The sequence below is a fragment of the Kordiimonas pumila genome, assembly GCF_015240255.1.
Classification (GTDB): domain Bacteria; phylum Pseudomonadota; class Alphaproteobacteria; order Sphingomonadales; family Kordiimonadaceae; genus Kordiimonas; species Kordiimonas pumila.
Window position 1 is genome coordinate 2,006,593 of the sequence record NZ_CP061205.1, and the last position, 25,408, is coordinate 2,032,000.

The window sequence follows — 25,408 nt, forward strand, 5'->3', positions numbered from 1 at the left end:
AATAGTTAATGATAGTAAAAAGGCTCGCTGCGGCGAGCCTTTTTTGTTGCCATTTCTAAGTGAAGCTGAAAAGAGCAGGGAAGCCCGCTATAGGGTGAAATATGGATATTCAGGTGTTCTCTGGAATCATAAAAGCTGTGGGGTTTTCTTTTTTGAGTAAGTTAGGTAAAAGCTGGCAGAAGCTACATTTATGCAAATTAGCCCCTTGTCACTAATATATAGGGTAGGGCACTCTTTTTTCGTTGACGTTGCTTCTGTTTCGCTGTAGTAAGCGCACCTCGTCAGAGCGCTGGTGGTAACCGAATCCCGGTTAGACGCTGCGGTTTTCTGACTAAGAGAGTTAAATTTGTAATCCCGAATGGCCTCATCGGAGTGGGTAGTATTCCGATGTAGGTGGTTTTGCTGCATGTAAAACGAGTCTTTCGGGTGATGGTGACAGAGAAAAACGGCAAGGAAAAAGAATGCCTACCATTAACCAACTTGTGCGTAAGCCGCGCAAATCAAAGCCAGTGCACAATAAAGTGCCTGCGCTTGAAGCATGTCCGCAAAAGCGCGGCGTGTGTACACGTGTTTATACAACGACACCAAAGAAGCCAAACTCGGCACTTCGTAAGGTTGCGCGCGTGCGCCTTTCGAATGGTCATGAGGTTACTTCCTATATTCCTGGTGAAGGCCATAACCTTCAGGAGCACTCTGTTGTCCTGATTCGTGGTGGTCGTGTGAAAGACTTACCTGGTGTTCGCTACCACACTCTTCGTGGTGTGCTTGATACCCAGGGTGTTGCAGATCGTCGCCGTAGCCGTTCGAAATACGGCACGAAGCGTCCGAAGTAAGTTTGAGAGGAAGACCGCATGTCTCGTCGTCATAAAGCAGAAAAACGCGAAGTACTGCCTGATCCAAAGTTTGGTGATAAGGTTCTGACAAAGTTCATGAACAGCCTGATGTTGGATGGTAAAAAATCAGTAGCTGAGCGTATCGTATATGGTGCTTTCGATAAAATCGAAAGCCGTGCCAAGTCTGAGCCTCTTGGGCTTTTTCATGAAGCACTTGATAATGTTAAGCCTGCGATTGAGGTACGTTCACGCCGTGTAGGTGGTGCAACGTATCAGGTGCCTGTTGAGGTACGCAGTGAGCGTGCTCAGGCGCTTGCAATTCGCTGGCTCATCGATGCTGCCCGGAAGCGCAATGAAACAACTATGGTGGATCGCCTGTCTGGTGAACTGCTTGATGCTGCGAATAGTCGTGGTTCTGCCGTTAAAAAGCGTGAAGATACGCACAAAATGGCTGACGCGAACAAAGCATTTTCACACTACCGTTGGTAAGTTAGGTAAGGGACTGGTTCCATGGCACGCAGAACGCCACTTAATCGTTATCGTAATATCGGCATCATGGCACACATTGATGCGGGTAAAACTACGACAACAGAACGTATTCTCTATTATACAGGCCGTAGCCACAAAATTGGCGAAGTGCACGATGGCGGCGCGACTATGGACTGGATGGAACAAGAGCAGGAGCGCGGGATTACGATCACGTCTGCTGCTACAACTTGTTTCTGGAAAGATCACCGCATTAATATCATTGATACGCCGGGTCACGTTGACTTCACAATTGAGGTTGAGCGTTCTTTGCGTGTGCTAGATGGTGCTGTAGCTGTATTCGATTCTGTTGCAGGTGTTGAGCCGCAATCAGAGACGGTGTGGCGTCAGGCTGACCGTTACGGCGTGCCGCGTATGTGTTTCGTTAACAAGATGGACCGTATGGGGGCAAACTTTGATCGCTGTGTCAGCATGATCAGGGAGCGCCTGGGGGCTAAAGCGCTTCTCATTCAGTTGCCGATTGGTGCGGAATCTGAATATGAGGGTTTGATTGACCTGATCCGTTTCAAGGAAGTTCTTTGGAAGGGTGAAGATCTTGGCGCGTCTTACGAATATGTAGATATTCGCCCGGAATTGCTTGAAGCTGCTGAAGTTGCTCGTCTTGAAATGATCGAGACTGCTGTTGAAGCTGACGAAGCTTTGATGGAAAAATATCTTGAAGGTGAAGAGCTTACCGAAGAAGAGCTGAAAAAAGCTATTCGTCGCGGTACAGTTAAGGGTCTTTTCGTTCCGGTATTGAATGGTACAGCCTTTAAAAACAAAGGTGTTCAGCCGCTTCTTGATGCTGTTGTTGATTTCATGCCTGCCCCAACGGACGTTGAGGCGATTAATGGTGTGGACGCGCATGATATCGAAAAAGAAATTGTGCGTCATTCAACTGACGATGAGCCGCTTGCTGCTCTTGCGTTCAAAATTATGAACGACCCGTTTGTTGGCTCGCTAACATTCTGCCGCGTTTATTCTGGTATTCTTGAAACTGGTACACAGGTCATGAACTCTGTGAAGCAGCGTAAAGAAAAGGTTGGCCGCATGCTTGAAATGCACGCTAACAGCCGCGAAGACGTTAAAGAAGCTCGCGCCGGTGATATTATTGCCTTGGCTGGTCTGAAGTCTACAACAACAGGTGACACGCTTTGTGCGATCAATAGTCAGGTCATTCTGGAGCGTATGGAATTCCCTGAGCCTGTTATTGAGGTTGCTGTTGAACCTAAAACTAAAGCTGACCAAGAGAAAATGGGCATTGCCTTGAACCGCCTTGCGGCTGAGGATCCATCTTTCCGCGTGTCTTCTGATGAGGAATCAGGTCAAACTGTGATTGCGGGAATGGGTGAATTGCACCTTGATATTCTTGTTGATCGTATGCGCCGCGAGTTTAAGGTTGAGTGTAATGTGGGTGCGCCTCAGGTTGCATACCGCGAGAGCTTTGCTAAAGAAGTTGAAGTTGATTACACGCACAAGAAACAGTCTGGTGGTTCTGGACAGTTTGGTCGCGTGAAAATGGTTGTTACCCCTGGCGAGCGTGGCTCAGGATTTCAGTTTAAAGACGAAATCAAGGGCGGTAACATTCCTAAAGAATACATCCCAGGTGTTGAAAAGGGTATCAAGGACATCGCTGAGAGCGGTGCTCTGATCGGCTTCCCGATCATCGATTTCTCTGTGCGCCTGATTGATGGTGCTTATCACGATGTGGATTCGAGCGTTCTGGCGTTTGAGATCGCGGGTCGTGGTGCAACAAGAGAGGCGGCTTCTAAAGCAGGTATTCGACTGCTAGAGCCAATTATGAAGGTCGAAGTGGTAACGCCTGATGATTATATGGGTGATGTTATCGGCGATCTGAATAAGCGCCGTGGTCAGATTCAGGGTTCTGAAACCCGTGGTCCGAACTCGGTCATCAATGCAATGGTGCCGCTGGCGAACATGTTTGGTTATGTGAATGAGCTTCGCTCTTTCTCACAAGGCCGGGCGCAGTTCACTATGCAGTTCGACCATTATGATGCAGTCCCACAAGCAGTTGCTGAAGAACTTAAAGCAAAGCTTGCAGGGTAATAAACAAGAAAAACAACGCTATTATGGATCCCTTGGTAAACAAGGGCCGATAGAAAGGTAGTTAAAATGGCAAAAGAGAAGTTTGAGCGTAATAAGCCGCACTGTAACGTAGGCACGATTGGTCACGTTGACCATGGCAAGACAACGTTGACAGCGGCGATTACAAAGGTTCTTGCTGATGAAGGTTTCAGCAAGGCCGTATCATTTGATAACATTGACAAGGCCCCTGAGGAGCGTGAGCGCGGTATCACGATTTCTACGGCGCACGTTGAGTATGAGACGAAGAACCGTCACTATGCGCACGTTGATTGCCCAGGTCACGCTGACTATGTGAAGAACATGATCACGGGTGCAGCGCAGATGGATGGCGGCATATTGGTTGTGAATGCGGCTGATGGCCCGATGCCCCAAACGCGTGAGCACATTCTGCTTGCACGCCAAGTAGGTGTTCCAGCGCTTGTTGTGTTCATGAACAAAGTTGACCAGGTTGACGACGAAGAGCTTCTTGAGCTTGTTGAGATGGAGATTCGCGAGCTTCTGTCAGCGTATGATTTCCCAGGCGACGACATTCCTGTGATTGCAGGTTCAGCGCTTGCAGCGCTTGAAGGCCGCGATGACGAGATCGGCAAGAATAAGATTCTTGAGCTGATGCAGGCTGTTGATGACTATATTCCAATGCCAGAGCGTGCTGTTGACGGTGCTTTCCTGATGCCAGTTGAGGATGTGTTCTCGATTTCTGGTCGTGGTACAGTTGCGACAGGCCGTGTTGAGCGTGGTATTGTTAAAGTTGGTGAAGAGATCGAGATTGTCGGTATCAACGCCACGAAGAAAACAACGGTTACAGGTGTAGAGATGTTCCGCAAGCTTCTTGACCAAGGTCAGGCTGGCGACAACATTGGTGCCCTTCTCCGGGGTGTTGCACGTGACGATATCGAGCGTGGTCAGGTTCTGGCACACACTGGTTCGATTACGCCGCACACGAAGTTCACAGCAGAAACCTATATTCTGACAAAAGATGAGGGTGGCCGTCACACGCCGTTTTTCGCGAACTATCGTCCACAGTTCTATTTCCGTACGACAGACGTAACAGGCACGGTTGAGCTGCCTGAGGGTACAGAGATGGTAATGCCTGGTGATAACGTAAACCTGACAGTTCAGCTGATTGCACCGATTGCAATGGATGAAGGTCTGCGCTTTGCGATCCGTGAAGGTGGCCGTACCGTAGGTGCTGGCGTCGTTGCGAAAATCATCGAATAGTAGAATAAACCAGGCGCTGGAATTTATTTCAGCGCCGTTTTAAAGGTGTAAGATCAATGGAAGCGCAAAATATTCGCATCCGCCTGAAGGCTTTTGACCACCGTGTGCTTGACCAAGCAACTGGTGAAATCGCTAATACGGCAAAGCGTACGGGCGCCATGGTTCGCGGTCCTATCCCGATGCCAACTCAGATCGAAAAGTTCACAGTTCTTCGTGGTCCACACGTGAACAAAAAGTCACGTGAACAGTTCGAAATGCGCACGCACAAACGCTTGCTCGATATTGTTGACCCAACTCCGCAGACAGTGGACGCGCTGATGAAGCTCGACCTAGCTGCTGGTGTTGATGTTGAAATCAAGCTGCAAGGATAAGACCCATGCGTACAGGTTTGATTGCAAAAAAGCTCGGCATGACACGCATATTTAATGATGCAGGTCAGCATGTACCAGTAACAGTTCTGCAGCTTGATAGCTGTCAGGTTGTTGCTCAGCGTACGACAGAAAAAGATGGTTACACGGCTCTTCAACTTGGTGCCGGTGCCCGTAAAGTGAAAAATGTATCCAAGGCACAACGTGGTCATTTTGCTAAGGCTGAAGTAGAGCCAAAAGCAAAGATCGCTGAATTTCGTGTTGCTGAAGATGCTCTTGTAGAAGTTGGTGCAGAATTAACTGCGGACCATTTCCTGATTGGCCAGCGTGTAGACGTTGTTGGCGCCTCTAAGGGTAAAGGTTTTGCGGGTGCCATGAAACGCCATAACTTTGGTGGTCTTCGTGCATCGCACGGTGTGTCTGTATCGCACCGTTCGCATGGTTCTACCGGTCAGTGTCAAGATCCGGGCCGCGTATTCAAGGGCAAGAAGATGGCGGGTCACCTTGGTGATCACCGCACAACAGTTCAGAGCCTTGAAATTGTAGAAACTCGTGTTGAAGAGGGGCTTATCCTCGTTAAGGGCGGTATTCCTGGTTCTAAAGAGAGCTGGGTGCTGATTTCTGACGCTGCGAAAAAAGCTGCTCCGGAAGGCCTGCCAATGCCGGCAGCATTCCGTGCGCCTGCCAAAACTGAAGCTGCTGCGCCTAGCGTAGAAGCGGCGGTTGAAGCTCCCGCTGAAGCACCGGCAGCTGACGCTGCTGAAGACAATAAGGAATAAGCGTCATGAAGACGGATATTCTTACATTAGACGCCAAAAAAGCTGGTGACATCGATCTAGATGAAGCTATCTTCGGCGTTGCAGCACGTGCAGATATCCTGCACCGTGTTGTTAACTGGCAGCTTGCAAAACGCAGGGCAGGAACTCACGCAGTGAAATTCCGTTCTGATATTGCCCGCACTGGTAAAAAGTTTGGCCGCCAAAAAGGTGGTGGTGGTGCACGCCATGGTGACCGCCGTTCAAACATCTTTATCGGTGGTGGTCGCGCCTTTGGCCCAATCCCTCGTGATCATGGCTTTGATCTGCCTAAAAAAATCCGCAAGCTGGGTTTGAAGAGTGCTTTATCTTCAAAACAAGCTGAAGGTAAATTGATCATTGTTGATGTAGCGGAACTTAAAGACGGTAAAACAAAAGAGTTGAAAGCAAAGCTCGAGAAGCTTGGTCTTGTAAACGCTCTGTTTGTTGACGGCATTGAAGTGAATGAAAACTTCAAACGCGCTGCGTCTAACATTCCAAACATCGATGTGCTGCCAAGTCAGGGTGCAAATGTGTATGACATTCTTCGTCGTGACACACTTGTTCTGACAACTGCAGCCGTTGAGAAACTTGGGGAGAGGCTCAAATGACTGCGATAAAGCATTATGATGTCATCAAGAGCCCGGTGATTACTGAGAAAGCTACACTTGGTTCTGAAAATAACCAGATCACTTTCAAAGTTGCGATCGACGCATCTAAGCCTGAGATTAAAGCTGCAGTTGAAGCGCTTTTTTCTGTGAAAGTGAAAAAAGTCAACACGCTACGTCAGGAAGGCAAGGTTAAACGTTTTCGCGGTGTAATCGGCAAACGCGCCGAATTCAAAAAAGCGATGGTTACCTTGGCTGAAGGTCATAGCATTGATGTGACGACAGGAGTGTAACCGATGGCATTAAAGCAATATAAACCGGTTACCCCTGCACAGCGCGGCCTGATCCTTGTAGACCGTGAAGGTCTGCATAAGGGTAAGCCTGTAAAAGCGCTAACAGAAGGTTTAACCAAATCTGGTGGTCGCAATAATAAAGGCCGTATCACAGCACGTCGCCGTGGTGGTGGTCATAAGCGTACATACCGGATGGTTGATTTTAAACGCACAAAGTGGAATGTGACGGCAACGGTTGAACGTCTTGAGTACGATCCAAACCGCACAGCTTTTATTGCGCTTATTAAATACGAAGACGGTGAACTGGCTTACATCCTGGCACCACAGCGTCTTGCACCTGGCGATCAAGTTATTGCTGGCGAAAAGGTCGATGTGAAGCCTGGTAATGTGATGCCACTTTCTAACATGCCTATCGGTACCATCATTCACAATGTGGAACTGAAAGCTGGTAAAGGTGGTCAGATTGCCCGTTCTGCTGGTGCTTACGCTCAGCTTATTGGTCGTGACCGTGGTTACGCTCAGATTCGCCTTTCATCGGGTGAGGTACGTGTTGTTCGTGGCGAATGTGTCGCAACGGTTGGCGCAGTATCAAACCCAGACAATCAAAACATTAAGCTCGCTAAAGCGGGTCGGAATCGTTGGCTCGGTCGTCGTCCAAGTGTTCGTGGTGTTGCCATGAACCCTGTGGATCACCCACATGGTGGTGGTGAAGGCCGGACTTCAGGGGGTCGCCATCCGGTTACACCTTGGGGTAAACCAACAAAAGGTAAGAAAACTCGGTCAAATAAAGCGACCGACAAACTTATCATCCGTTCGCGCCACGAGCGCAAGAAACGATAAGGAGTTTCCATTATGGCACGTTCAGTATGGAAAGGCCCCTTCGTGGACATGCACCTTCTCAAGAAGGTGGAAGCGGCTCTGGAAAGCGGAAAGTCTTCAGTAGTAATTCAGACCTGGTCTCGCAGGTCTACAATTCTGCCGAACTTCGTAGGGCTGACATTCAATGTCTACAACGGGCAAAAGTTCATCCCTGTGTATGTGAGCGATGACATGGTTGGTCACAAGCTTGGTGAATTTGCACCAACGCGGACTTACTATGGTCACGCGGCTGATAAAAAAGCGAAGAGGAAGTAACCCGTGGGTAAGGAATCTGCAAAACGCCGTTTGGCGGATAATGAAGCAGTAGCTACAGCTACCATGCTTCGCGGCTCTGCCCAGAAGTTAAATCTGGTCGCAGCCACTATCCGTGGTATGAAGGTGGAAAAGGCACTCAATGCTCTGAGCTTTAACCGCCGTCGTTCTGCGATAGAAGTTAAAAAGGTTCTGCAGTCTGCAATTGCAAACGCAGAAAATAACCACAATCTGGATGTGGACAGCCTCGTTGTTGCTGAAGCAACTGTGGGTAAAGCGCTTACCATGAAACGGTTCCGCGCTCGTGCTCGTGGTCGTACTGGTAAGATCGTTAAGCCGTTCAGTCGTCTGCGCATTGTTGTGCGTGAAGTTGAGGAGACTGCATAATGGGTCAGAAAGTAAACCCGATTGGTCTGCGCCTTGGTGTGAACCGCACCTGGGATTCGCGCTGGTATGCTGACGGTAAAGAATACGGCACGATGCTGCATGAAGATCTGAAAATACGTAAATTCGTATTTAAAGAACTTTCTCAGGCTGGCATTTCCAAAGTTATTATCGAACGCCCGGCTAAAAAATGCCGTGTAACGATATATTCGGCTCGTCCGGGTGTTATCATCGGTAAAAAGGGTGCTGACATTGAGAAGATGCGTCAACGCATTGCGAAGCTTACGAACTCTGATGTAAGCCTCAATATCGTTGAAGTGCGGAAGCCTGAAATTGATGCGAAACTTATTGCTGATGGCATTGCCCAGCAGCTTGAGCGTCGTGTTGCTTTCCGCCGTGCGATGAAACGCGCTGTACAAAGCGCTATTCGCCTCGGTGCTGGTGGCATTCGTATTAACTGTGCTGGCCGCTTGGGTGGCGCTGAAATCGCTCGTACTGAATGGTACCGTGAAGGCCGCGTGCCGCTGCACACACTACGTGCAGATATCGATTATGGTACCTCTGAAGCTCTAACTGCATACGGCATTTGCGGTATGAAAGTATGGGTCTTCAAGGGCGAGATTATGGAACATGATCCAATGGCTCATGAGCGTCGCGCAAACGAAGTTCAAAGTCAGGGTGGTCCGTCCCGCCGTTAGGCTGGGACGCAAGTGATAGGAGCGGCATACAATGTTGCAACCGAAGCGTACAAAGTTCCGTAAGGCTCATAAGGGCCGGATCCATGGCGATGCCAAGGGCGGAACAACACTTAATTTCGGTCAGTTTGGTCTTAAAGCGACTGCACCTGGCCGTATCTCAGCTCGTCAGATCGAAGCTGCTCGTCGTGCTATGAACCGTCATATGAAACGGTCAGGCAAAGTATGGATCCGCATCTTCCCAGATGTGCCTGTAACGGCGAAGCCAACCGAAGTTCGGATGGGTAAAGGTAAAGGTTCTGTTGATCGTTGGGTATGTAAGGTCAAGCCTGGCCGGATCATGTTCGAGATCGATGGTGTTTCAGAAGAACTCGCTCGTGGTGCGTTTGAAAGGGCAGCTGCAAAGCTAGCCGTTGCAACTCGCATCGTTGAGCGGATGCACTAGAAGCGGAGTGAAGACAATGAAGGCATCAGATTTACGTGCCAAGTCGCAAGACGAGCTCCGCGAAGAGCTAGTCGGTTTGAAAAAAGAGCAGTTTAATCTGCGTTTTCAGGCAGCGGCCGGTCAATTGGAAAATACTGCTCGCGTTCGTGAGATTCGCCGTGATGTTGCGCGGATCAAAACGTTGTTAAGCGAACAGGCTGAGGCGTAAGGAGTAAACCCATGCCAAAGCGTATTCTACAAGGAACAGTTGTAAGCACAAAAGGCGAAAAAACTGTAATTGTTAAAGTAGAACGTCGTATCAAGCATCCTTTGCTTGACAAAATTATTCGACGCTCTAAGAAGTACCACGCTCATGATGAGAGCAACCAAATTCAAGTTGGGGAAAACGTTCGAATTGAAGAATGTCGCCCCCTCTCGAAACTAAAGACTTGGCGGGTAGTTGGCGGTGAAGCTTAAGGCTTCATCGTTTTTCTGTCCTCTGGTATTATTTAAAGGGTGTAACCCATGATTCAGATGCAAACCAACCTCGACGTGGCGGATAACTCCGGGGCCAAGAGGGTGCAGTGCATTAAGGTCCTTGGTGGATCTAAGCGTAAGACTGCTGGAGTTGGCGACATTATTGTTGTCTCTGTCAAAGAGGCGATCCCTCGGGGTCGTGTCAAGAAGGGTGACGTGCATCGTGCCGTTATCGTTCGCACAGCTAAAGAAGTTCGTCGTGGCGATGGTACTACCATTCGTTTCGACAACAATGCAGCTGTTCTTGTTAATAAAAACCATGAACCAATCGGTACACGTATTTTTGGCCCGGTTGTTCGTGAACTGCGTGCAAAGAAGCATATGAAGATCATTTCGCTTGCACCGGAGGTGTTATAATGGCCGCTAAGCTTAAAAAAGGTGACAAGGTCGTTGTGATTGCCGGTAAAGATAAAGGCAAGCGCGGCGAAATCACATCTGTTCTGCCGAAAGAAGGTCGTGCAATTGTACAGGGTGTAAACCTTGTTAAAAAGCATAACCGTCCTACGCAGGTGAGTGCGGGTGGTATCGAGACAAAAGAGTCTGCGATTCAGATGTCAAACCTTATGATTGAAGATCCTAAGGATGGCGCTCCAACCCGTGTTGGTTTCAAAGTTCTGGAAGACGGCAAAAAAGTTCGTTTTGCTAAGAAATCCGGGGAGATGATTGATGGCTAAAGTATTGCCACGTCTTCGCGTTAATTACGAAGAAAAAGTTAAGGCATCTTTGCAAGAGACGTTTGGCTATAAAAACCCTATGCAGGTTCCTAAGCTGGACAAGATCGTAATCAACATGGGTGTTGGTGACGGTGTGCAGGACAAGAAAAAGGTTACAAAAGCAGCTGAGGAAATCGCTGCGATTGCTGGCCAGAAGCCTGTAATAACTCGTGCGCGCAAATCTATCGCCAGCTTTAAGCTGCGTGAAGGCATGCCTATCGGCGCTAAAGTAACGCTGCGCGGTGAGCGCATGTACGAGTTTCTTGATCGCCTTATTACGATCGCAATGCCACGTATCCGTGACTTTCAGGGTGTTAATCCTAAGTCATTTGACGGTCGCGGCAACTATGCGCTTGGCCTGAAGGAACAAATCGTCTTCCCAGAAATCAACTATGATCAAATTGATCAGGTTCGCGGGATGGACATTATTATCTGCACCACGGCTCAGACCGATGATGAAGCGCGTGCGCTTCTCGCTGGTTTTGACATGCCGTTTAAAAAGTAACGGCTGGAGGGTTTTGACATGGCTAAAAAGAGTGCCATAAACAAAAACGAACGGCGTGAAAAGCTTGTTGCTAAATACGCTGGTAAGCGTGCTAGTCTTAAAGCGAAGGCTTCTGATAAGAACCTTCCTGATGACGAGCGTTGGCTTGCTTCGCTGCAACTTGCTGCTATGCCTCGTAACGGCGCAGCAACGCGTCTTCGTAATCGCTGCGACGTAACTGGTCGTCCACGCGGTTATTATCGTAAATTCAAAATGTCACGGATTGCCCTGAGGGAACTTGGTTCCGCAGGTAAAATTCCTGGCATTGTAAAATCAAGCTGGTAAGGGGGAACGCTCATGTCGATGACTGATCCTATCGGCGATATGCTGACCCGTATCCGCAACGGTTTGCAAGCTCGTAAAACTGTTGTTGCATCGCCCGCTTCAAAAACACGCCAGCGTATTCTGGATGTTCTTGAGCGTGAAGGTTACATTCGCGGCTATACTCGCACTGATAGCGAAGGCAACAAAGCCACGCTGTCTATTGAACTTAAATATCACGAAGGTGAGCCTGTTATTCGCACGATTAACCGTGTGTCTACACCTGGCCGTCGTGTCTATAGTTCTGTTGGTGATCTGCCTCGTGTTCACAACGGCCTTGGTATTTCGATCGTTTCCACTCCGAAAGGTGTGCTCTCTGACGCTGAAGCGCGTGAGGGCAATGTGGGCGGCGAAGTGCTTTGCACCGTATTCTAAGGAAAGGGAGAAGCTATGTCCCGTATCGGTAAAAAACCAGTGGCGATTCCGTCTGGTGTGACCGTTTCCTTAAACGGCGCGGACCTCACGGTAAAAGGCCCTAAGGGTGAAATGGCAATGTCATTTGTTCCTGAAGTAACGGTTACTCAGGATGATAGTGGTATTGTTGTAAAACCTATAAACGACACAAAACGTGCACGCTCTATGTGGGGCATGCAGCGTACAATGGTTTCCAACCTGGTTGAGGGTGTTACTGATGGTTTCAGTAAGCGTCTTGAAATCAGCGGTGTTGGTTACCGTGCACAAATGAAAGGCTCCTCACTGAACCTTCAGTTGGGTTATAGCCATGATATCGACTTTCCGATCCCTGAAGGCATCAAAATTGAGACGCCTGATCAGACGACGGTCGTTATTTCCGGTATCGACAAACAACAGGTCGGTGAAACAGCAGCTAAAATTCGCGAGTTCCGTAAACCAGAGCCTTACAAAGGCAAGGGTATTAAGTACGCTGGCGAATATATCTTCCGCAAGGAAGGTAAGAAGAAGTAATGGGTGTCCAAAATGGCCTCTAATGCTACAAACTTTGAACGGCGTCGCCAGCGCAACCGTACGCAACTTAAGAAAAATTGCGGCGGGCGGCCACGTCTTTCAGTCCACAGGACTAACCAGCATATCTATGCACAAGTCATTGATGACGTAAAAGGTGCTACTCTTGCTGCTGCGTCCACACTGGACAAAGATCTCAAAGGCTCTGCTCCTAATAAAGAAGCAGCTGCCAAGGTTGGTAAATTGATTGCCGAGCGAGCCAAGGCCGCAGGCGTTGAATCAGTCGTGTTTGATCGGGGTGGTTTTCTGTACCACGGCCGCGTCAAGGCACTGGCAGATGCAGCGCGTGATGGCGGCTTGAACTTCTAGGCTTGAAAAGGAAAAGGATGTCCAATGGCACGCCCAGAACGCAATCGCGAAGAAAGTGAACTGATTGAAAAGCTTGTCCACATTAACCGTGTGGCCAAGGTTGTTAAAGGTGGCCGTCGCTTTGGTTTTGCTGCTCTTGTAGTAGTTGGTGACCAACGTGGCCGTGTTGGCTTTGGTAATGGTAAGGCCCGTGAGGTTCCTGAAGCCATTCGTAAGGCAACAGAAGCTGCTAAGAAAAACATGATCCGTGTACCTCTGCGTGAAGGCAGAACGTTGCACCACGATATCAATGGCCGTCACGGCGCTGGTAAAGTGTTGCTGCGTACAGCTTCTGCTGGTACAGGTATCATCGCTGGTGGCCCAATGCGCGCTGTATTCGACGCGCTTGGTGTTCAGGATGTGGTAACGAAATCTCAAGGCTCTGCAAACCCATATAACATGGTGCGTGCAACGTTTGATGCTTTGAAAAATCAAAACTCACCACGTCAGATTGCTGCCAAACGGAACAAGAAAGTTGCTGATATTGTAGCACGTCGTGGCGATGTTAAAGTTGCCTCTGGTGATGATGCGACAAGTGAAGCTGCTGATCAGGCGGAGTAATATCAGATGGCTGCGGATAAAAAAGCAACTGTAACGGTCACGCAAATTGCGAGCCCGATACGCCGTAAGAAAGACCAGCGTGAAACACTTGTTGGTCTTGGCCTTAACAAAATGAACAGAACGCGCGTTCTGGAGGATACTCCTTCTGTGCGCGGCATGATCAACAAAGTGCACCACCTTGTGCGCGTTGTTGAGTAACGCCAGCGTTTTGGAGAGATGAAATGAAACTCAATGAACTTCGTGACAACAACGGTGCCCGCGTAAGCCGCACTCGTGTTGGTCGTGGTATCGGTTCCGGCAAAGGTAAAACTGCTGGTTCCGGTCATAAAGGTCAGAAAGCACGCTCTGGTGTTGCGATCAACGGTTTTGAAGGCGGTCAAATGCCTATCTTCCGTCGCTTGCCTAAGCGTGGTTTTAAAAGCCTTAACAAAAAAGATTTTCAGGTTCTTAACCTTGGTCGTTTGCAAAAGGCGATCGATGATAAGAAGCTGGATGCAAAAAAGGCAATCACTGTTGATGTTCTCGTTGAATCTGGTTTGATTGGTCGAGTGGTTGATGGTGTTCGTTTGCTAGCGAAAGGCGAGCTTTCTGCGAAAGTAGATATAACTGTGACTGGCGCATCTAAGGGTGCAATAGAAGCTGTTGAAAAAGCTGGCGGTAAAGTTACGCTTGCATAAATCATTTAATGTCGAGATATAAGACTGATAAGGGGCTTTGACAGTCTATGGCTTCTGCTGCTGAACAACTCGCGTCCAATATAAGCTTATCTTCCTTCGGTAAAGCCGAGGAGCTGAAGAAGCGTATATTGTTCGCGCTTGGTGCACTTGTTGTGTACCGGCTGTGCTCATATATTCCTATTCCAGGGATAGATGCGGACGCGGTTAGTCGTATGTTTGCAAACCTTGGTGGTGGATTTGTTGATATTATCAACACTTTCTCTGGTGGTGCTTTGCAGCGGACCTCCATTATCATGCTTGGTATCATGCCTTATATCTCGGCATCAATTATCATGCAGCTCTTGACGACCATGAATCCAACCTTAGCGGGGTGGAAGAAGGAAGGCGAGCAAGGGCGCAAAAAGATCAACCAGATGACACGCTATGGTACTGTTCTCCTCACAGTTGTGCAGGGCTGGGCGGTCGCAAGCGGGCTTCAGGGCCAGTCTGGTGTTGTTGTTGATCCGGGTATCTTTTTTATTGTGACCACCATTATCACGTTGCTTGGTGGTACTATGTTCCTCATGTGGCTCGGTGAACAAATAACCCAGCGTGGTATCGGTAACGGTATTTCGCTTATTATCTTTGCCGGTATTGTTTCAGAGTTGCCGCGAAATATTGCACAGGCTTTCACGCTTACGCAAAACGGTAGCCTGTCTGTTACAATATTACTAATGCTGTTGATTGGCGCTATTGCCTTGGTTTGGTTTATTGTTTTCTGCGAACGTGCGCAACGCCGCGTTGTTATCCAGTACCCCAAGCGCCAGCAAGGCAACCGCGTGTTCCAAGGTGATAAATCGCACCTGCCGCTGAAGCTCAACGTAGCGGGTGTTATACCGCCTATCTTCGCAAGCTCACTGCTTTTGATGCCGCTAACTATTGTTGGTATGTATCAGGCAAGCGGTCCAGAGTGGCTGACACTTATCACGGCAACACTCGCGCCAGGAAAGCCTGTTTATATTGCGCTTTATATTGCTCTTATTGTTTTCTTTTGCTTCTTCTATACAGCTATTCAGTTTAACCCTGAAGATACTGCAGATAACCTTAAAAAACATGGCGGCTTTATCCCTGGGATTCGCCCCGGCAAGCGTACATCTGAATATTTAGACTATGTCTTGACGCGATTAACTGTTATCGGTGCTGCATATATATCTTTTGTATGTGTTATTCCTGAGCTTCTTATGAGTCAGGCTTCTGTTCCATTCTACCTTGGTGGTACAAGTTTGCTGATCGTTGTTAACGTAACGATGGATACAGTGTCACAAATTCAGTCTCATTTGATGGCGCAGCAATACGAAAGCTTGTTGAAGAAAACACGCCTGAAGGGGGGACGCAGGTGATTATTATTCTTTTTGGCCCTCCGGGCGCAGGCAAGGGCACACAGGCCCAGCGGATCGAAAAAGAAAAAGGCCTTGTACAATTGTCTACAGGTGACATGCTGCGGGCTGCTGTAGCCGCTAAAACCCACTATGGGAAGATGGCTTCAGAAAAAATGCAGGCAGGTCAACTTGTGTCCGATGACATCGTTATTGGCATTATCGCGGACCGAATTAAAGAAAATGACTGCAAAAATGGTTTTATTCTTGATGGCTTTCCCCGCACTGTCGCACAGGCAGAAGCGCTTGATGAAATGCTAAAAGAAGAAGGTCGCAAGCTTACTGCTGTGATCGAAATGAAAGTTGATGATGCTGCACTTGTAGACCGCATCGCTGGTCGTTATACATGTGCAACATGTAACGAAGGTTACCATGATACAAACCTGAAACCCAAGGTGGCTGGGGTTTGTGACAATTGTGGTGGTACTGAATTCAAACGTCGTGCTGACGATAATGCCGAAACTGTTGGCAAGCGTTTGGAGGAATATTATGCACAGACGGCACCTGTTTTGCCGTACTATGCAAACAAAGGAATTTTGCAGCAAGTTGATGGTATGGCAGCCATTGATAAGGTTGCTGCAGATATTGCTGCGGTCTTGGCCGCGTAAAAACTGCTAGAAGGCGGTTGACGAACGGGGGTTTATTCATATAATCCCCGGCTTCAACACGTCTTATGGCATTGTGTTGTATGATGTGAACATGTTTGATCAGGAGAAATGGTCGTGGCGCGTATATCTGGCGTAAACATTCCGACCAATAAGCGAGTTGAAATCGCTTTGACGTATATTCACGGTATTGGCCGCACTGCGGCTAAGGGTATTTGCTCTGCGCTTAATATCCCAAGTGAACGTCGGGTTATGGAATTGGCGGACGCTGAAGTAATTCAGATCCGTGAGATGATTGACACTAACTTTACTGTTGAGGGTGACCTTCGCCGTGAAGTTTCGATGAATATTAAGCGGTTGATGGATTTGAAGACATATCGTGGTCTTCGTCACCGTAATAAATTGCCTGTACGCGGTCAGCGCACAAGCACGAATGCTCGTACTCGTAAGGGTAAAGCAGTCGCGATTGCAGGTAAGAAGAAGTAAGTTTAACAAGCTGTTTAGGGCTTCCATAGATTAAGGTCTGATTGAGATGGCAAAAGATACTAGCCGCATTAAGCGCCGTGAGCGTAAAAACATCACGAATGGTGTTGCTCACGTTAACGCATCATTCAATAACACAATGATTACCATCACTGATGTACAGGGGAATGCCATTTCCTGGTCATCTGCTGGCACGATGGGATTTAAAGGTTCTCGGAAATCAACGCCATATGCAGCGCAGGTTGCAGCCGAGGACGCAGGTAAAAAAGCACAAGAACATGGCATGAAAGCTCTTGAAGTTGAAGTGAAGGGTCCGGGTGCGGGCCGCGAAAGCGCTCTTCGGGCTCTCCAGGCTATTGGCTTCACGATTTCTTCTATCCGTGACGTAACGCCAATTCCACACAATGGCTGCCGTCCACCTAAACGTCGCCGCGTATAAGGCTGCTGTTTGGGCCGTTAGTTGTAGAGTATTGGCGCGAATCCTAGGGCGCTAAATTTTTTAAAGCGTCATAAATAATGAGGGTTACACCGTGATCCAGAAAAACTGGCAAGAACTTATTAAACCAAATGGTCTTACAATCACTCCGGGGTCTGATCCCCTGCGTAAGGCCACACTCGTAGTAGAACCGCTTGAGCGTGGTTATGGCATGACATTGGGCAATGGCCTTCGTCGTGTGCTGCTCTCATCGCTTCAGGGCGGCGCTGTAACAAGCCTGCACATTGAAGGCGTGTTGCACGAGTTCTCAAGCGTACCGGGTGTACGTGAAGACGTGACCGACATGGTTCTGAATATCAAGCAATTGCCTATTCGTGTTACCTCTGATGGCACAAAGCGCTTGCACCTTACGGCTTCTGGCCCGGGTGAAGTAAAAGCAAATGCTATCAGCGAAGTTGCTGATGTTGATATCCTCGACAAGGACTTGGTAATTTGCCACCTTGACGAAGGTGCTACACTCAATATGGAACTTACCGTTGCGTCAGGCAAAGGCTATGTTCCTGCGGACAGGAACCGCCCTGAAGATGCGCCAATTGGTCTTATTCCAATTGATGCTCTTTATAGCCCTGTGCGTAAAGTCAGCTACAAGGTTGAGGCCACACGTGAAGGCCAGATCCTTGATTATGACAAACTGACAATGGACATTGAAACAGATGGTACGGTTACACCGGAAGACGCAGTTGCTTTTGCAGCGCGTATTTTGCAAGACCAATTGTCTGTGTTCGTGAACTTTGACGAACCAGAAGAAGCAACCAAGTCTGACGAAGATGAAGAGCCAGCGTTCAACCGCCAGCTGCTTCGCAAAGTTGACGAGCTTGAACTTTCTGTTCGTTCCGCGAATTGCCTTAAAAACGATAACATCGTTTACATTGGCGATCTGGTACAGAAAACCGAAGCAGAAATGCTCCGTACTCCAAACTTTGGCCGTAAATCTCTGAACGAGATTAAAGAAGTTCTTGCTTCTATGGGCCTTCGCTTGGGCATGGAATTGCCTGCTTGGCCACCAGAAAATATCGAAGAACTTGCCAAGAAACTTGAGCAAGAGTTTTAAAACCTCCCTTTAAGGGACACCTACCGGTACTATGCCCCAAGGTTTGTCTTGGGGCGCAAGGCCGGATAGGCAATTTGGAGAAGAACAATGCGTCACCGTAAAGCCGGTCGTAAACTGAATAGAACTGCAAGCCACCGTAAGGCTTTGTTTATGAACCTGTCTCAGGCTCTTTTGAAGCATGAGCAGATTGTAACAACACTGCCTAAAGCAAAGGAACTTGCGCCTGTTGTTGAGAAACTTATTTCTCTTGGCAAAAAAGGCGGCCTTGCTAACCGTCGTCTTGCGATTGCTCGCCTGCAGGATGAAACACTTGTTTCAAAACTGTTCGACGAGATTGCTGACCGCTACAAAGAGCGCGCTGGTGGTTACACCCGGGTTCTGAAAGCTGGTTTCCGCCACGGTGATAATGCACCAATGGCTGTGATTGAGCTGGTTGACCGCAATGAAGACGCTAAAGGCAAAGATAGTGGCCCTGTTTTCACTGATGAAGATGAAGCTGCTGCATAAGCCTTGCGCATAATCTAAGTTTAAAAAGGTAGCTTTCGGGCTACCTTTTTTTTATCTGGTCAAAAAGGGCAGGGGCTTTTTGTACTTCCAGTTTTGGTTCTGACAGAGCCATCAACATAAGCGCTAACTGGTCTAGGTACCATGAGCGTGTCTTATCTCTGATACTTCGATAGAAAACATCTTCCACAAAACAGGACAGATTATTCACGGTGCTAGTAGCGGGCGCATGAAATACAGCGCGACCACCATGATAAACCTTCCAGATAAAGGTCTCTTGGTGCAAGCCAGCGTGTTCCGGCCGGTTCAATGCAATGGAACCAGGGCCTATTAACGCTAACTCTTTAGGGTCAAAGATCGCCTTGCCGTCGATGTCAAGAATAACAAGGTATGGATAAGCCTGCAGCCAATGAGGCAAATGTATGTACCTTGAAAACACGGCATATGATTTCATCTCTATTAAGGCGCCATCAAATGTTTCTTGTGACGTGTTGATCCGTACACGGCAGTCTTTCTCTAGTTGTTTGATTTCTGCGCTTGGAACTGCAAAATTTATAAAGTTTATATGCACAATCGTATTTTTGGCGCACTTTCCGCACGATTCTAAAAAGGTTTTTGCATATTTTTCAAAGTAGACTTTATCAGCGTTCACAAGAAACACTGGTTCATTTTCCATCGGGGCGTGAAGGTTTTCCAAGCGAACGGGTAGAGAGTATTTTCTATGAAGGCTTGTCCGCGCATATTTTTTATACCCTTTTATAGAGTGCACCAGCTTTATGGGTTCAAAAAAAGGAATGAATGGATGTTCTATATCGTGCCCAAGCTGAGCGAGCTTTTCAACAAACTGTTCTGGGTCGGTGTGTAGCAGCTGTTTGTTTTCCAAAAGCTCAAACAGGGAAGTATAGATAGAAGAAGCATTCCATCGGCGCAGCACCTGTGCTGCTGCTGTATCATGCTCTAATTTTGTGTGTAAAAAAAACTCAAGTGACGCGAGGACATTTCTATACACACTTATAGAATGGGCGGCAGTATCTTCCTGTTTTAAAAGCCTGAAGAATGTTTTTTGTGGCAGCACATTATAGGCAGCGAGTAAAACCTCGAATCTGATTTTAGGCTCTAGCTGCGTGGCTAGTGTTTCCGTAAAGGCCTGAGCAGGGTCTGATACGGCAATAGCTGTTCTATAGGCAGCTATGAGAGCTTTAGGCTCGATTGCAGCTCCCCCCATATCTAATGGAGACACAATGCTGGAAACCGCTTCTTTATAGCGCCATTGCCAAAAATGGTGTGTGTATTTTTGGAATGGGCTGTCTATCGGCGTTGCAGTATCCATTTCTGCATAAAGCTGCATAAGTGTGCTTGTACTATCTGTGTCGGTCACCGTGAGGTCCTGTAGGTAATAAAGTCCTGATAGGACTTTGCATGTCTCTGCTTCGTAAACAACATGAAATATAAGAGTAAAGTGCCAGTATTTAGTCAGTACCCGGGTCTACCACGGTTTCCATCACAGCAAAGGTTGATGTGTGCGATACATAGGGTAGGGCCGATATTTTTTCCCCCAAGACTGTTCTATATTCTGTCATGTTACGGGTGCGTACTTTAAGCAGGTAATCAAAGCCCGCAGCCATCATATGGCACTGGGTAACCTCGGGAATTTTTCTAACGGCTGCGTTAAAATCATTCAGGGCTTTAGAACGTGTATCGCTGATGGTAACCTGCACAAAGGCAATATGCCCAAGGCCCATCTTGGTTGGGTCAGTAAGGGCTGTATAGCCCCTGATATAGCCTTCGGTCTCAAGCTTGCGAATCCTATTAATGCACGGCGTTTTTGAGACACCCACACGGTCTGCAAGCTCGGTCATGGTTATACGGGCATTCTGCTGTAGTTCCCGTATGATTTTATGGTCTATATGATCCATTTAACCATAATCCTGTATAATATTGTATTTTTAGAAGCTTTATTGATCAATAATTAGTCTATTATATTGTTATGTCTTTAAGTAAAGGAAAAATGGCCTGATGGGAAGTGCTATTCTTGGTTTGAACCTCAGTAACAGGAATAGAACGATGCTGACCAAAGAAACATGCCGGACCCACATTAAAGATGCTTACCTGCGCGATGAAACCACCGCTATTGCTGACCTGACAGCAATGGCCAGCTTGAGCGCTAGCGAGCGCCAGCATATTGTTTCTGTTGGTGCGGGCCTGGTTAAAACCGTTCGCGCTTCCACAAAACCGGGCGTTATGGAATCCTTCCTTGCTGAATACGGCCTAAGTACAACAGAAGGCGTTGCCCTGATGTGCCTTGCCGAGGCGCTGCTACGTGTGCCAGATAGCCAATCTATTGATGATCTGATTAATGATAAAATAGCAGGTGGTAAATGGAATGACCATTTAGGTCATTCTGATTCCGGCCTAGTGAACCTTTCAAGCTATAGCTTGAATATCATCAGTGGCCTTCTGGATGATGACGGCGATGATGTGAAAGCCACTTTGCGCAGTCTTGTACGCAAAATTGGTATGCCCGCCGTTAGAACCGGGGCACGGCTTTTTATGAAAGAGCTGGGTCGCCAGTTTGTTCTTGGACAGAATATTGATGAAGCAAAAGCCCGTGCCGCCCAAAATGTTCGGTACCGGTATAGCTATGACATGCTGGGTGAAGCAGCCAAAACAGCCGAAGATGCAGAAGCTTTTTATAAAAGCTACATGAACGCTATTAAGCGCCTTGCTTTGGACTGCGATAAAGCCCCGGGCAAATTAAAAGATAACCCCGGTATTTCGATCAAACTTTCTGCCTTGCACCCAAGGTACGAGTGGACACAGCGCAAGCGTGTGCTGCAGGAGCTTGCCCCAAAAGTGCTGGCCCTTGCTGTTGCGGCGAAAGAGGCCAACATGGGCCTTACAATCGATGCAGAAGAGGCAAACCGTTTAGAGCTATCGCTTGATGTTATCACAAATGTGTTTTCATCACCTGACCTCGCAGGCTGGGATGGTTTTGGTATCGTTATACAGGCATACGGCAAGCGCGCGCCCTTTGTGATTGACTATCTTTATGCGCTAGCGACAGAATTTGACCGTAAAATCATGATCCGGCTGGTGAAAGGGGCTTATTGGGATGCAGAGATAAAGCTCGCGCAGGTTATGGGTCTTGAAGACTTCCCTGTATATACCCGCAAAGCGCATTCCGACATTTCCTATGCGGCCTGCACACGCAAACTCTATACATTAACGGACCGGATATTCCCGCAGTTTGCGACCCATAATGCCCACACTGTTGCAACAGTGCTGGAGATATTTGCCGGCGCACAAAAGGATGTGTACGAGTTTCAGCGTCTGCACGGTATGGGGGAAAGTCTTTATAAGGTTTTGCTTGATCAGAAAGACGTAGCCTGTCGTGTTTATGCACCGGTTGGTGTCCACCGCGACTTGTTGGCCTATTTGGTACGACGGCTGCTTGAAAACGGCGCGAACAGTAGTTTTGTCAACCAGCTTTATGATGCTGCTTTGTTGCCGGAAGATGTGGTGGCAGACCCTGTCGAGCGCGCAAAAGCACCTGCGAGGCAATCAATCGCGTTACCGGCAGATATTTTCGGTACTGACAGAGCAAACTCAAAAGGCTGGGATGTAATGGATGGTTGCCAGATGCAGCAGCTTGAAAGCCAGAGGGCGGCATACCGCTGCTGCAGCACATGGAATGCGGTGCCAGTTCTTGCCGCCGCTGTAGCTGAGGCTGACCGGCAGTCGATAGATATTATAAACCCCGCTGACACAAAGGATGTTGTGGGCAGGGTATGTTTAGCGTCAGTCGCAGATGTTGAAACGGCGCTTGATGCTGCGACAGAAACATTCTCTGTATGGCAGGGTACAAGTGCGGAGAGCAGAGCCGCTATTTTGCACAAGGCCGCTGACCTGTTTGAAGATAACACGGCTGAAATTTTTGCGCTTCTATGCCGGGAAGCGGGTAAAAGCCTGCCTGACGCAGTTGCCGAACTGCGCGAGGCAGTAGACTTTCTGCGCTATTATGCTGAAGAAGCGAAAAAGCTTGATAGCAAGATGAAGGCGCGCGGGGTTATCGTCTGTATTTCGCCGTGGAACTTTCCGCTTGCCATTTTTACAGGCCAGATTGCCGCCGCCCTAGCTGTTGGGAATACCGTTATCGCAAAACCGGCTGAACAAACGCCGCTTATTGCCGCCCGCGCCGTTGAGCTGTTACTGGAAGCAGGCATCCCCGCTGGTGTCTTGCAGCTTGTACCTGGTGCGGGGGACGTGGTGGGTGCAGCTCTTGTTGCAGATAGCCGCATTGCCGGTGTGTGTTTCACAGGTTCAACAGGAACAGCACAGATTATAAACCGCACTTTGGCAAACGCGTCTGACCGTGTGGTGCCGCTTGTTGCGGAAACCGGCGGCCTGAATGCCATGATTGTTGATTCCACCGCTCTGCCTGAACAGGCCGTGCGCGATATTGTGGCTTCTGCCTTCCAAAGTGCAGGCCAGCGCTGTTCGGCGCTTCGTATCCTTTATGTGCAGGAAGATGTGAAGGACCGGATTCTAACGATGTTATACGGCGCGATGGACGAGCTTGTTATTGGTAACCCGTGGGATACAGCAACAGATATAGGCCCCGTGATCGACAGTGAAGCACACTCAGGTATCACTGCATATGTGAAGGCTGCGAGAGACACCGGCAGGCTTTTAAAGCAGGTACAGGTGCCAACGAGCGGGCTTTTTGTGCCGCCAACGGTGGTTTCGGTCAGTGGTATAGAAGATATGGAGCGTGAAATTTTTGGCCCGGTTCTGCATGTTGCCACTTATAAGGCAAAAAACCTTGGGCAGGTGGTAACGACAATCAACCAAAAAGGGTACGGCCTTACGCTTGGTGTACACTCCCGTATTGATGACCGGATTGATTATATCAAACACCGGGCGAAAGTGGGCAACATCTATATAAACCGTAACCAGATTGGTGCGGTTGTCGGGTCGCAGCCGTTTGGCGGTGAAGGGCTTTCCGGTACTGGCCCAAAAGCGGGCGGCCCTCACTATCTTAATGTGTTTGTGCATGCAGGAACCGAAGCTGTCGCGATAAAGACTGTACAAAAGCCAGATATGCTGGCCCTCAGTGATCTATTACCTACAGTAGCCACCCTTGCCACGCCAACAGAGGCACAGTGCAACAATGCCTTTGATATCCTGGCAGAAGGGTTCCCTGAAAGTGTAGCGGCGCTAAAACCGGTTTTTGAAATATTGCAGCAAGACTATCCGGCTGAAAATGTCATGGTCGGCCCTGTAGGGGAAAGTAACCAGCTATACAGAGCGCCAAAAGGGCTTGTCCTTTGCTTAGGGCCAGACCAGACATCCCTATTGCAGCAGCTTTTACAGGCTGTGTATTTCGGTAATAAAGCACTGGTCTTGACGCCAGATAGCAAGCTTGCAGTTGCTTTAAAAGCACTGGAAGACAAACTGGGTTTTGGTGTGTTGGCGGGGGCCATAAAGCCAGCGCTTTTAACCAGTGCAGGCTTTATTGATGCTGTTGCTTATGCGGGGGCAGGCGAGAGCGCAAAAGCCATACAGAAAGCCTTGGCACACAGGGAAGGGGCAATCATGCCGCTGATAGACCGTGCAGTTATGCCCTACAGATTTATATGTGAGCGGCATATCTGCACGGATACAACGGCGTCTGGCGGTAATGTCACGTTACTTGCGGCTGGATAAGCCCTAAGGCCTGACGGGGTAATACCGGTCAGGCTTTGTTTACTGTGCCATAATTTCCATTTTAATTGCGTTAATAATCCCGCGGGGTGACTGGCCAAAACGCTGTTTAAAAATGCGGCTAAAGTGACTGAGGTCATTAAAACCCCATTTGAATGCAATTTCAGATACGGACTGATGCGTGACGATGGATTTGATCAGGTCGTCTTTACTGCGGTCAAGGCGCCGGCTTTTAATCCATGTGCTGACAGTTGTGTCCTGATCCTCAAACAGCATATGCAGGTAGCGCGGTGTTATATTGTGAGCACTAGCTATCATGGTTGGGTTAAGGTCTGGGTCGTGCAGGTTTGAAATGATAAACTGCTTGATCCGGTTTAGGGCAATGTGCCGCATGGTGTTGGGTGATATGTTGGCATAGGACCCAAATGCTGCCGCCATAATAGACATGGTTGGCTCCATCATGGCTGTCAGGTCTTCTGTCGTAAGCTGCCACATATGTTGTTCAATATTATTAATGTGGTTGGCCAGCATTGACCCAACGCCTGACTTTTTGGGTATAACGATGCCTCTATAATCATGCGCCGTTGGAAATACGCTGGTGAGCGAGGATTCTGGTATTAGCAGGGATACCTTCTCCAGCTTGTCTGGCACATGAAATGACATATGCTGCGTGCTATCCCATATCACCATGTCGCCTTCGTTTAGCCATAGTGATCTGTCGTCAAACTTTAATTGCTCGCTGCCTTTTCGTACATACAGCAGGTTCAGGTAAGCGTTATCAGAATCTGATATTTCCTTTATGGAGCGAAAGCCTTCCTGTGCGTCACATTCGCATTTGATAATACGGTATTTGTCAAAAAGCCGGTAGGCCAGCTTGGCGTTGAAATCATCCTTGCTGGCTTTTGATAGTGTCCACGGCAAGTGTGATACAGAAATCATATCCTGCCATGCATCCAGTTTTTCATTATTGGTATACGAACTGGTCGACCAGTTCTGGACGTTATTGTGCATAGCCATGCTGCCTTCTCCCATTTCCCCGTAGTGAGCATAGTTTTTTTTGCACAGAAAAGCAACCAAACCCGCAGAATAC

35 protein-coding genes are annotated in these 25,408 nt (G+C 48.3%); 32 read left to right on the forward strand and 3 right to left on the reverse strand.

Annotated elements, in window-relative coordinates; genetic code table 11:
• Nucleotides 1–461: 461 nt before the first annotated feature.
• The 31 genes from rpsL to rplQ all read left to right on the forward strand — a co-directional run bounded on the left by rpsL (nt 462) and on the right by rplQ (nt 18,618).
• Nucleotides 462–833, forward strand: a complete 372-nt coding sequence (rpsL, locus tag ICL80_RS08570; RefSeq protein ID WP_194215677.1) for a 30S ribosomal protein S12 — start codon at nt 462–464, stop codon at nt 831–833.
• 18 nt (nt 834–851) lie between these two features.
• Nucleotides 852–1,322, forward strand: coding sequence for a 30S ribosomal protein S7 (gene rpsG, locus ICL80_RS08575; RefSeq protein WP_194215678.1), 471 nt, complete (start codon nt 852–854; stop codon nt 1,320–1,322).
• Between the two features lie 21 nt (nt 1,323–1,343).
• Complete coding sequence (gene fusA, locus ICL80_RS08580; RefSeq protein ID WP_194215679.1) at nt 1,344–3,425, forward strand: elongation factor G; 2,082 nt, start codon at nt 1,344–1,346, stop codon at nt 3,423–3,425.
• Nucleotides 3,426–3,491: 66 nt separating this feature from the next.
• A complete protein-coding gene (gene tuf, locus ICL80_RS08585; RefSeq protein WP_194215668.1) occupies nt 3,492–4,682 on the forward strand; it encodes an elongation factor Tu in 1,191 nt (396 codons plus the stop codon).
• A 56-nt stretch (nt 4,683–4,738) separates the two neighbouring features.
• Complete coding sequence (rpsJ, locus tag ICL80_RS08590) at nt 4,739–5,053, forward strand: 30S ribosomal protein S10 (RefSeq protein WP_194215680.1); 315 nt, start codon at nt 4,739–4,741, stop codon at nt 5,051–5,053.
• Between the two features lie 5 nt (nt 5,054–5,058).
• The gene (rplC, locus tag ICL80_RS08595) at nt 5,059–5,829 is read left to right on the forward strand and encodes a 50S ribosomal protein L3 (RefSeq protein ID WP_194215681.1); all 771 of its coding nucleotides are present in this window, start codon (nt 5,059–5,061) and stop codon (nt 5,827–5,829) included.
• Nucleotides 5,830–5,834: 5 nt separating this feature from the next.
• A complete protein-coding gene (rplD, locus tag ICL80_RS08600; RefSeq protein WP_194215682.1) occupies nt 5,835–6,455 on the forward strand; it encodes a 50S ribosomal protein L4 in 621 nt (206 codons plus the stop codon).
• Nucleotides 6,452–6,745 carry a 50S ribosomal protein L23 gene (locus ICL80_RS08605; RefSeq protein WP_194215683.1) on the forward strand — a complete coding sequence of 98 codons (294 nt, stop codon included), beginning with the start codon at nt 6,452–6,454 and terminating at the stop codon, nt 6,743–6,745. The genes rplD and ICL80_RS08605 overlap by 4 nt, the downstream gene beginning before the upstream one ends.
• Before the next feature lie 3 nt (nt 6,746–6,748).
• On the forward strand, nt 6,749–7,585 hold the full coding sequence (gene rplB, locus ICL80_RS08610) for a 50S ribosomal protein L2 (protein WP_194215684.1): 837 nt from the start codon (nt 6,749–6,751) through the stop codon (nt 7,583–7,585).
• A 12-nt stretch (nt 7,586–7,597) separates the two neighbouring features.
• The gene (gene rpsS / locus ICL80_RS08615; protein ID WP_194215685.1) at nt 7,598–7,879 is read left to right on the forward strand and encodes a 30S ribosomal protein S19; all 282 of its coding nucleotides are present in this window, start codon (nt 7,598–7,600) and stop codon (nt 7,877–7,879) included.
• A 3-nt stretch (nt 7,880–7,882) separates the two neighbouring features.
• Nucleotides 7,883–8,263 (forward strand): 50S ribosomal protein L22, encoded by a 381-nt coding sequence (rplV, locus tag ICL80_RS08620; RefSeq protein WP_194215686.1) that lies wholly within the window; start codon nt 7,883–7,885, stop codon nt 8,261–8,263.
• The gene (gene rpsC / locus ICL80_RS08625) at nt 8,263–8,958 is read left to right on the forward strand and encodes a 30S ribosomal protein S3 (protein ID WP_194215687.1); all 696 of its coding nucleotides are present in this window, start codon (nt 8,263–8,265) and stop codon (nt 8,956–8,958) included. The genes rplV and rpsC overlap by 1 nt, the downstream gene beginning before the upstream one ends.
• Nucleotides 8,959–8,989: 31 nt before the next feature.
• Nucleotides 8,990–9,400: a 50S ribosomal protein L16 gene (gene rplP / locus ICL80_RS08630; protein ID WP_194215688.1), complete on the forward strand. Its 411-nt coding sequence runs from the start codon at nt 8,990–8,992 to the stop codon at nt 9,398–9,400.
• A 16-nt stretch (nt 9,401–9,416) separates the two neighbouring features.
• Entirely contained in the window at nt 9,417–9,608 is a 192-nt protein-coding gene (rpmC, locus tag ICL80_RS08635) for a 50S ribosomal protein L29 (RefSeq protein WP_194215689.1), read from the forward strand.
• A gap of 11 nt (nt 9,609–9,619) precedes the next feature.
• Nucleotides 9,620–9,856: a 30S ribosomal protein S17 gene (gene rpsQ / locus ICL80_RS08640; protein ID WP_194215690.1), complete on the forward strand. Its 237-nt coding sequence runs from the start codon at nt 9,620–9,622 to the stop codon at nt 9,854–9,856.
• 48 nt (nt 9,857–9,904) lie between these two features.
• Entirely contained in the window at nt 9,905–10,273 is a 369-nt protein-coding gene (rplN, locus tag ICL80_RS08645; RefSeq protein ID WP_194215691.1) for a 50S ribosomal protein L14, read from the forward strand.
• A complete protein-coding gene (rplX, locus tag ICL80_RS08650; RefSeq protein WP_194215692.1) occupies nt 10,273–10,590 on the forward strand; it encodes a 50S ribosomal protein L24 in 318 nt (105 codons plus the stop codon). Before rplN ends, rplX begins: the two co-directional genes overlap by 1 nt.
• A complete protein-coding gene (rplE, locus tag ICL80_RS08655) occupies nt 10,583–11,134 on the forward strand; it encodes a 50S ribosomal protein L5 (RefSeq protein WP_265588846.1) in 552 nt (183 codons plus the stop codon). The genes rplX and rplE overlap by 8 nt, the downstream gene beginning before the upstream one ends.
• A gap of 18 nt (nt 11,135–11,152) precedes the next feature.
• On the forward strand, nt 11,153–11,458 hold the full coding sequence (rpsN, locus tag ICL80_RS08660; protein ID WP_194215693.1) for a 30S ribosomal protein S14: 306 nt from the start codon (nt 11,153–11,155) through the stop codon (nt 11,456–11,458).
• Between the two features lie 12 nt (nt 11,459–11,470).
• The gene (rpsH, locus tag ICL80_RS08665; protein ID WP_194215694.1) at nt 11,471–11,869 is read left to right on the forward strand and encodes a 30S ribosomal protein S8; all 399 of its coding nucleotides are present in this window, start codon (nt 11,471–11,473) and stop codon (nt 11,867–11,869) included.
• A 15-nt stretch (nt 11,870–11,884) separates the two neighbouring features.
• Entirely contained in the window at nt 11,885–12,418 is a 534-nt protein-coding gene (gene rplF, locus ICL80_RS08670; protein ID WP_194215695.1) for a 50S ribosomal protein L6, read from the forward strand.
• A 12-nt stretch (nt 12,419–12,430) separates the two neighbouring features.
• Nucleotides 12,431–12,784 carry a 50S ribosomal protein L18 gene (gene rplR / locus ICL80_RS08675; protein ID WP_194215809.1) on the forward strand — a complete coding sequence of 118 codons (354 nt, stop codon included), beginning with the start codon at nt 12,431–12,433 and terminating at the stop codon, nt 12,782–12,784.
• Nucleotides 12,785–12,808: 24 nt separating this feature from the next.
• Nucleotides 12,809–13,384, forward strand: a complete 576-nt coding sequence (gene rpsE, locus ICL80_RS08680; RefSeq protein ID WP_194215696.1) for a 30S ribosomal protein S5 — start codon at nt 12,809–12,811, stop codon at nt 13,382–13,384.
• A 6-nt stretch (nt 13,385–13,390) separates the two neighbouring features.
• Complete coding sequence (gene rpmD / locus ICL80_RS08685) at nt 13,391–13,582, forward strand: 50S ribosomal protein L30 (RefSeq protein WP_194215697.1); 192 nt, start codon at nt 13,391–13,393, stop codon at nt 13,580–13,582.
• Between the two features lie 23 nt (nt 13,583–13,605).
• A complete protein-coding gene (rplO, locus tag ICL80_RS08690) occupies nt 13,606–14,061 on the forward strand; it encodes a 50S ribosomal protein L15 (RefSeq protein WP_194215698.1) in 456 nt (151 codons plus the stop codon).
• 47 nt (nt 14,062–14,108) lie between these two features.
• Entirely contained in the window at nt 14,109–15,440 is a 1,332-nt protein-coding gene (gene secY / locus ICL80_RS08695; protein ID WP_194215699.1) for a preprotein translocase subunit SecY, read from the forward strand.
• Nucleotides 15,437–16,084 (forward strand): adenylate kinase, encoded by a 648-nt coding sequence (locus ICL80_RS08700; RefSeq protein WP_194211427.1) that lies wholly within the window; start codon nt 15,437–15,439, stop codon nt 16,082–16,084. The genes secY and ICL80_RS08700 overlap by 4 nt, the downstream gene beginning before the upstream one ends.
• Before the next feature lie 114 nt (nt 16,085–16,198).
• Nucleotides 16,199–16,567, forward strand: a complete 369-nt coding sequence (rpsM, locus tag ICL80_RS08705) for a 30S ribosomal protein S13 (protein ID WP_194211429.1) — start codon at nt 16,199–16,201, stop codon at nt 16,565–16,567.
• A 46-nt stretch (nt 16,568–16,613) separates the two neighbouring features.
• Nucleotides 16,614–17,003, forward strand: coding sequence for a 30S ribosomal protein S11 (rpsK, locus tag ICL80_RS08710; protein ID WP_194211430.1), 390 nt, complete (start codon nt 16,614–16,616; stop codon nt 17,001–17,003).
• Between the two features lie 91 nt (nt 17,004–17,094).
• A complete protein-coding gene (locus ICL80_RS08715) occupies nt 17,095–18,111 on the forward strand; it encodes a DNA-directed RNA polymerase subunit alpha (protein WP_194211432.1) in 1,017 nt (338 codons plus the stop codon).
• Between the two features lie 87 nt (nt 18,112–18,198).
• Nucleotides 18,199–18,618, forward strand: a complete 420-nt coding sequence (rplQ, locus tag ICL80_RS08720) for a 50S ribosomal protein L17 (RefSeq protein ID WP_194211434.1) — start codon at nt 18,199–18,201, stop codon at nt 18,616–18,618.
• Nucleotides 18,619–18,658: 40 nt separating this feature from the next.
• On the opposite strand, the gene ICL80_RS08725 is transcribed toward rplQ, so the two are convergent.
• Both ICL80_RS08725 and ICL80_RS08730 read right to left on the reverse strand, forming a co-directional pair.
• Nucleotides 18,659–19,993: a hypothetical protein gene (locus ICL80_RS08725; RefSeq protein ID WP_194211437.1), complete on the reverse strand. Its 1,335-nt coding sequence runs from the start codon at nt 19,991–19,993 to the stop codon at nt 18,659–18,661.
• Nucleotides 19,994–20,084: 91 nt separating this feature from the next.
• The gene (locus tag ICL80_RS08730) at nt 20,085–20,531 is read right to left on the reverse strand and encodes an Lrp/AsnC family transcriptional regulator (RefSeq protein ID WP_194211438.1); all 447 of its coding nucleotides are present in this window, start codon (nt 20,529–20,531) and stop codon (nt 20,085–20,087) included.
• Between the two features lie 148 nt (nt 20,532–20,679).
• Here ICL80_RS08730 and putA point away from each other — a divergent pair, with 148 nt between their 5' ends.
• Entirely contained in the window at nt 20,680–24,321 is a 3,642-nt protein-coding gene (gene putA / locus ICL80_RS08735) for a bifunctional proline dehydrogenase/L-glutamate gamma-semialdehyde dehydrogenase PutA (protein WP_194211441.1), read from the forward strand.
• Between the two features lie 39 nt (nt 24,322–24,360).
• Here the strand turns inward: putA and ICL80_RS08740 are convergent, their stop codons facing one another.
• Entirely contained in the window at nt 24,361–25,335 is a 975-nt protein-coding gene (locus ICL80_RS08740) for a helix-turn-helix domain-containing protein (RefSeq protein WP_194211444.1), read from the reverse strand.
• Nucleotides 25,336–25,408 lie beyond the last annotated feature (73 nt).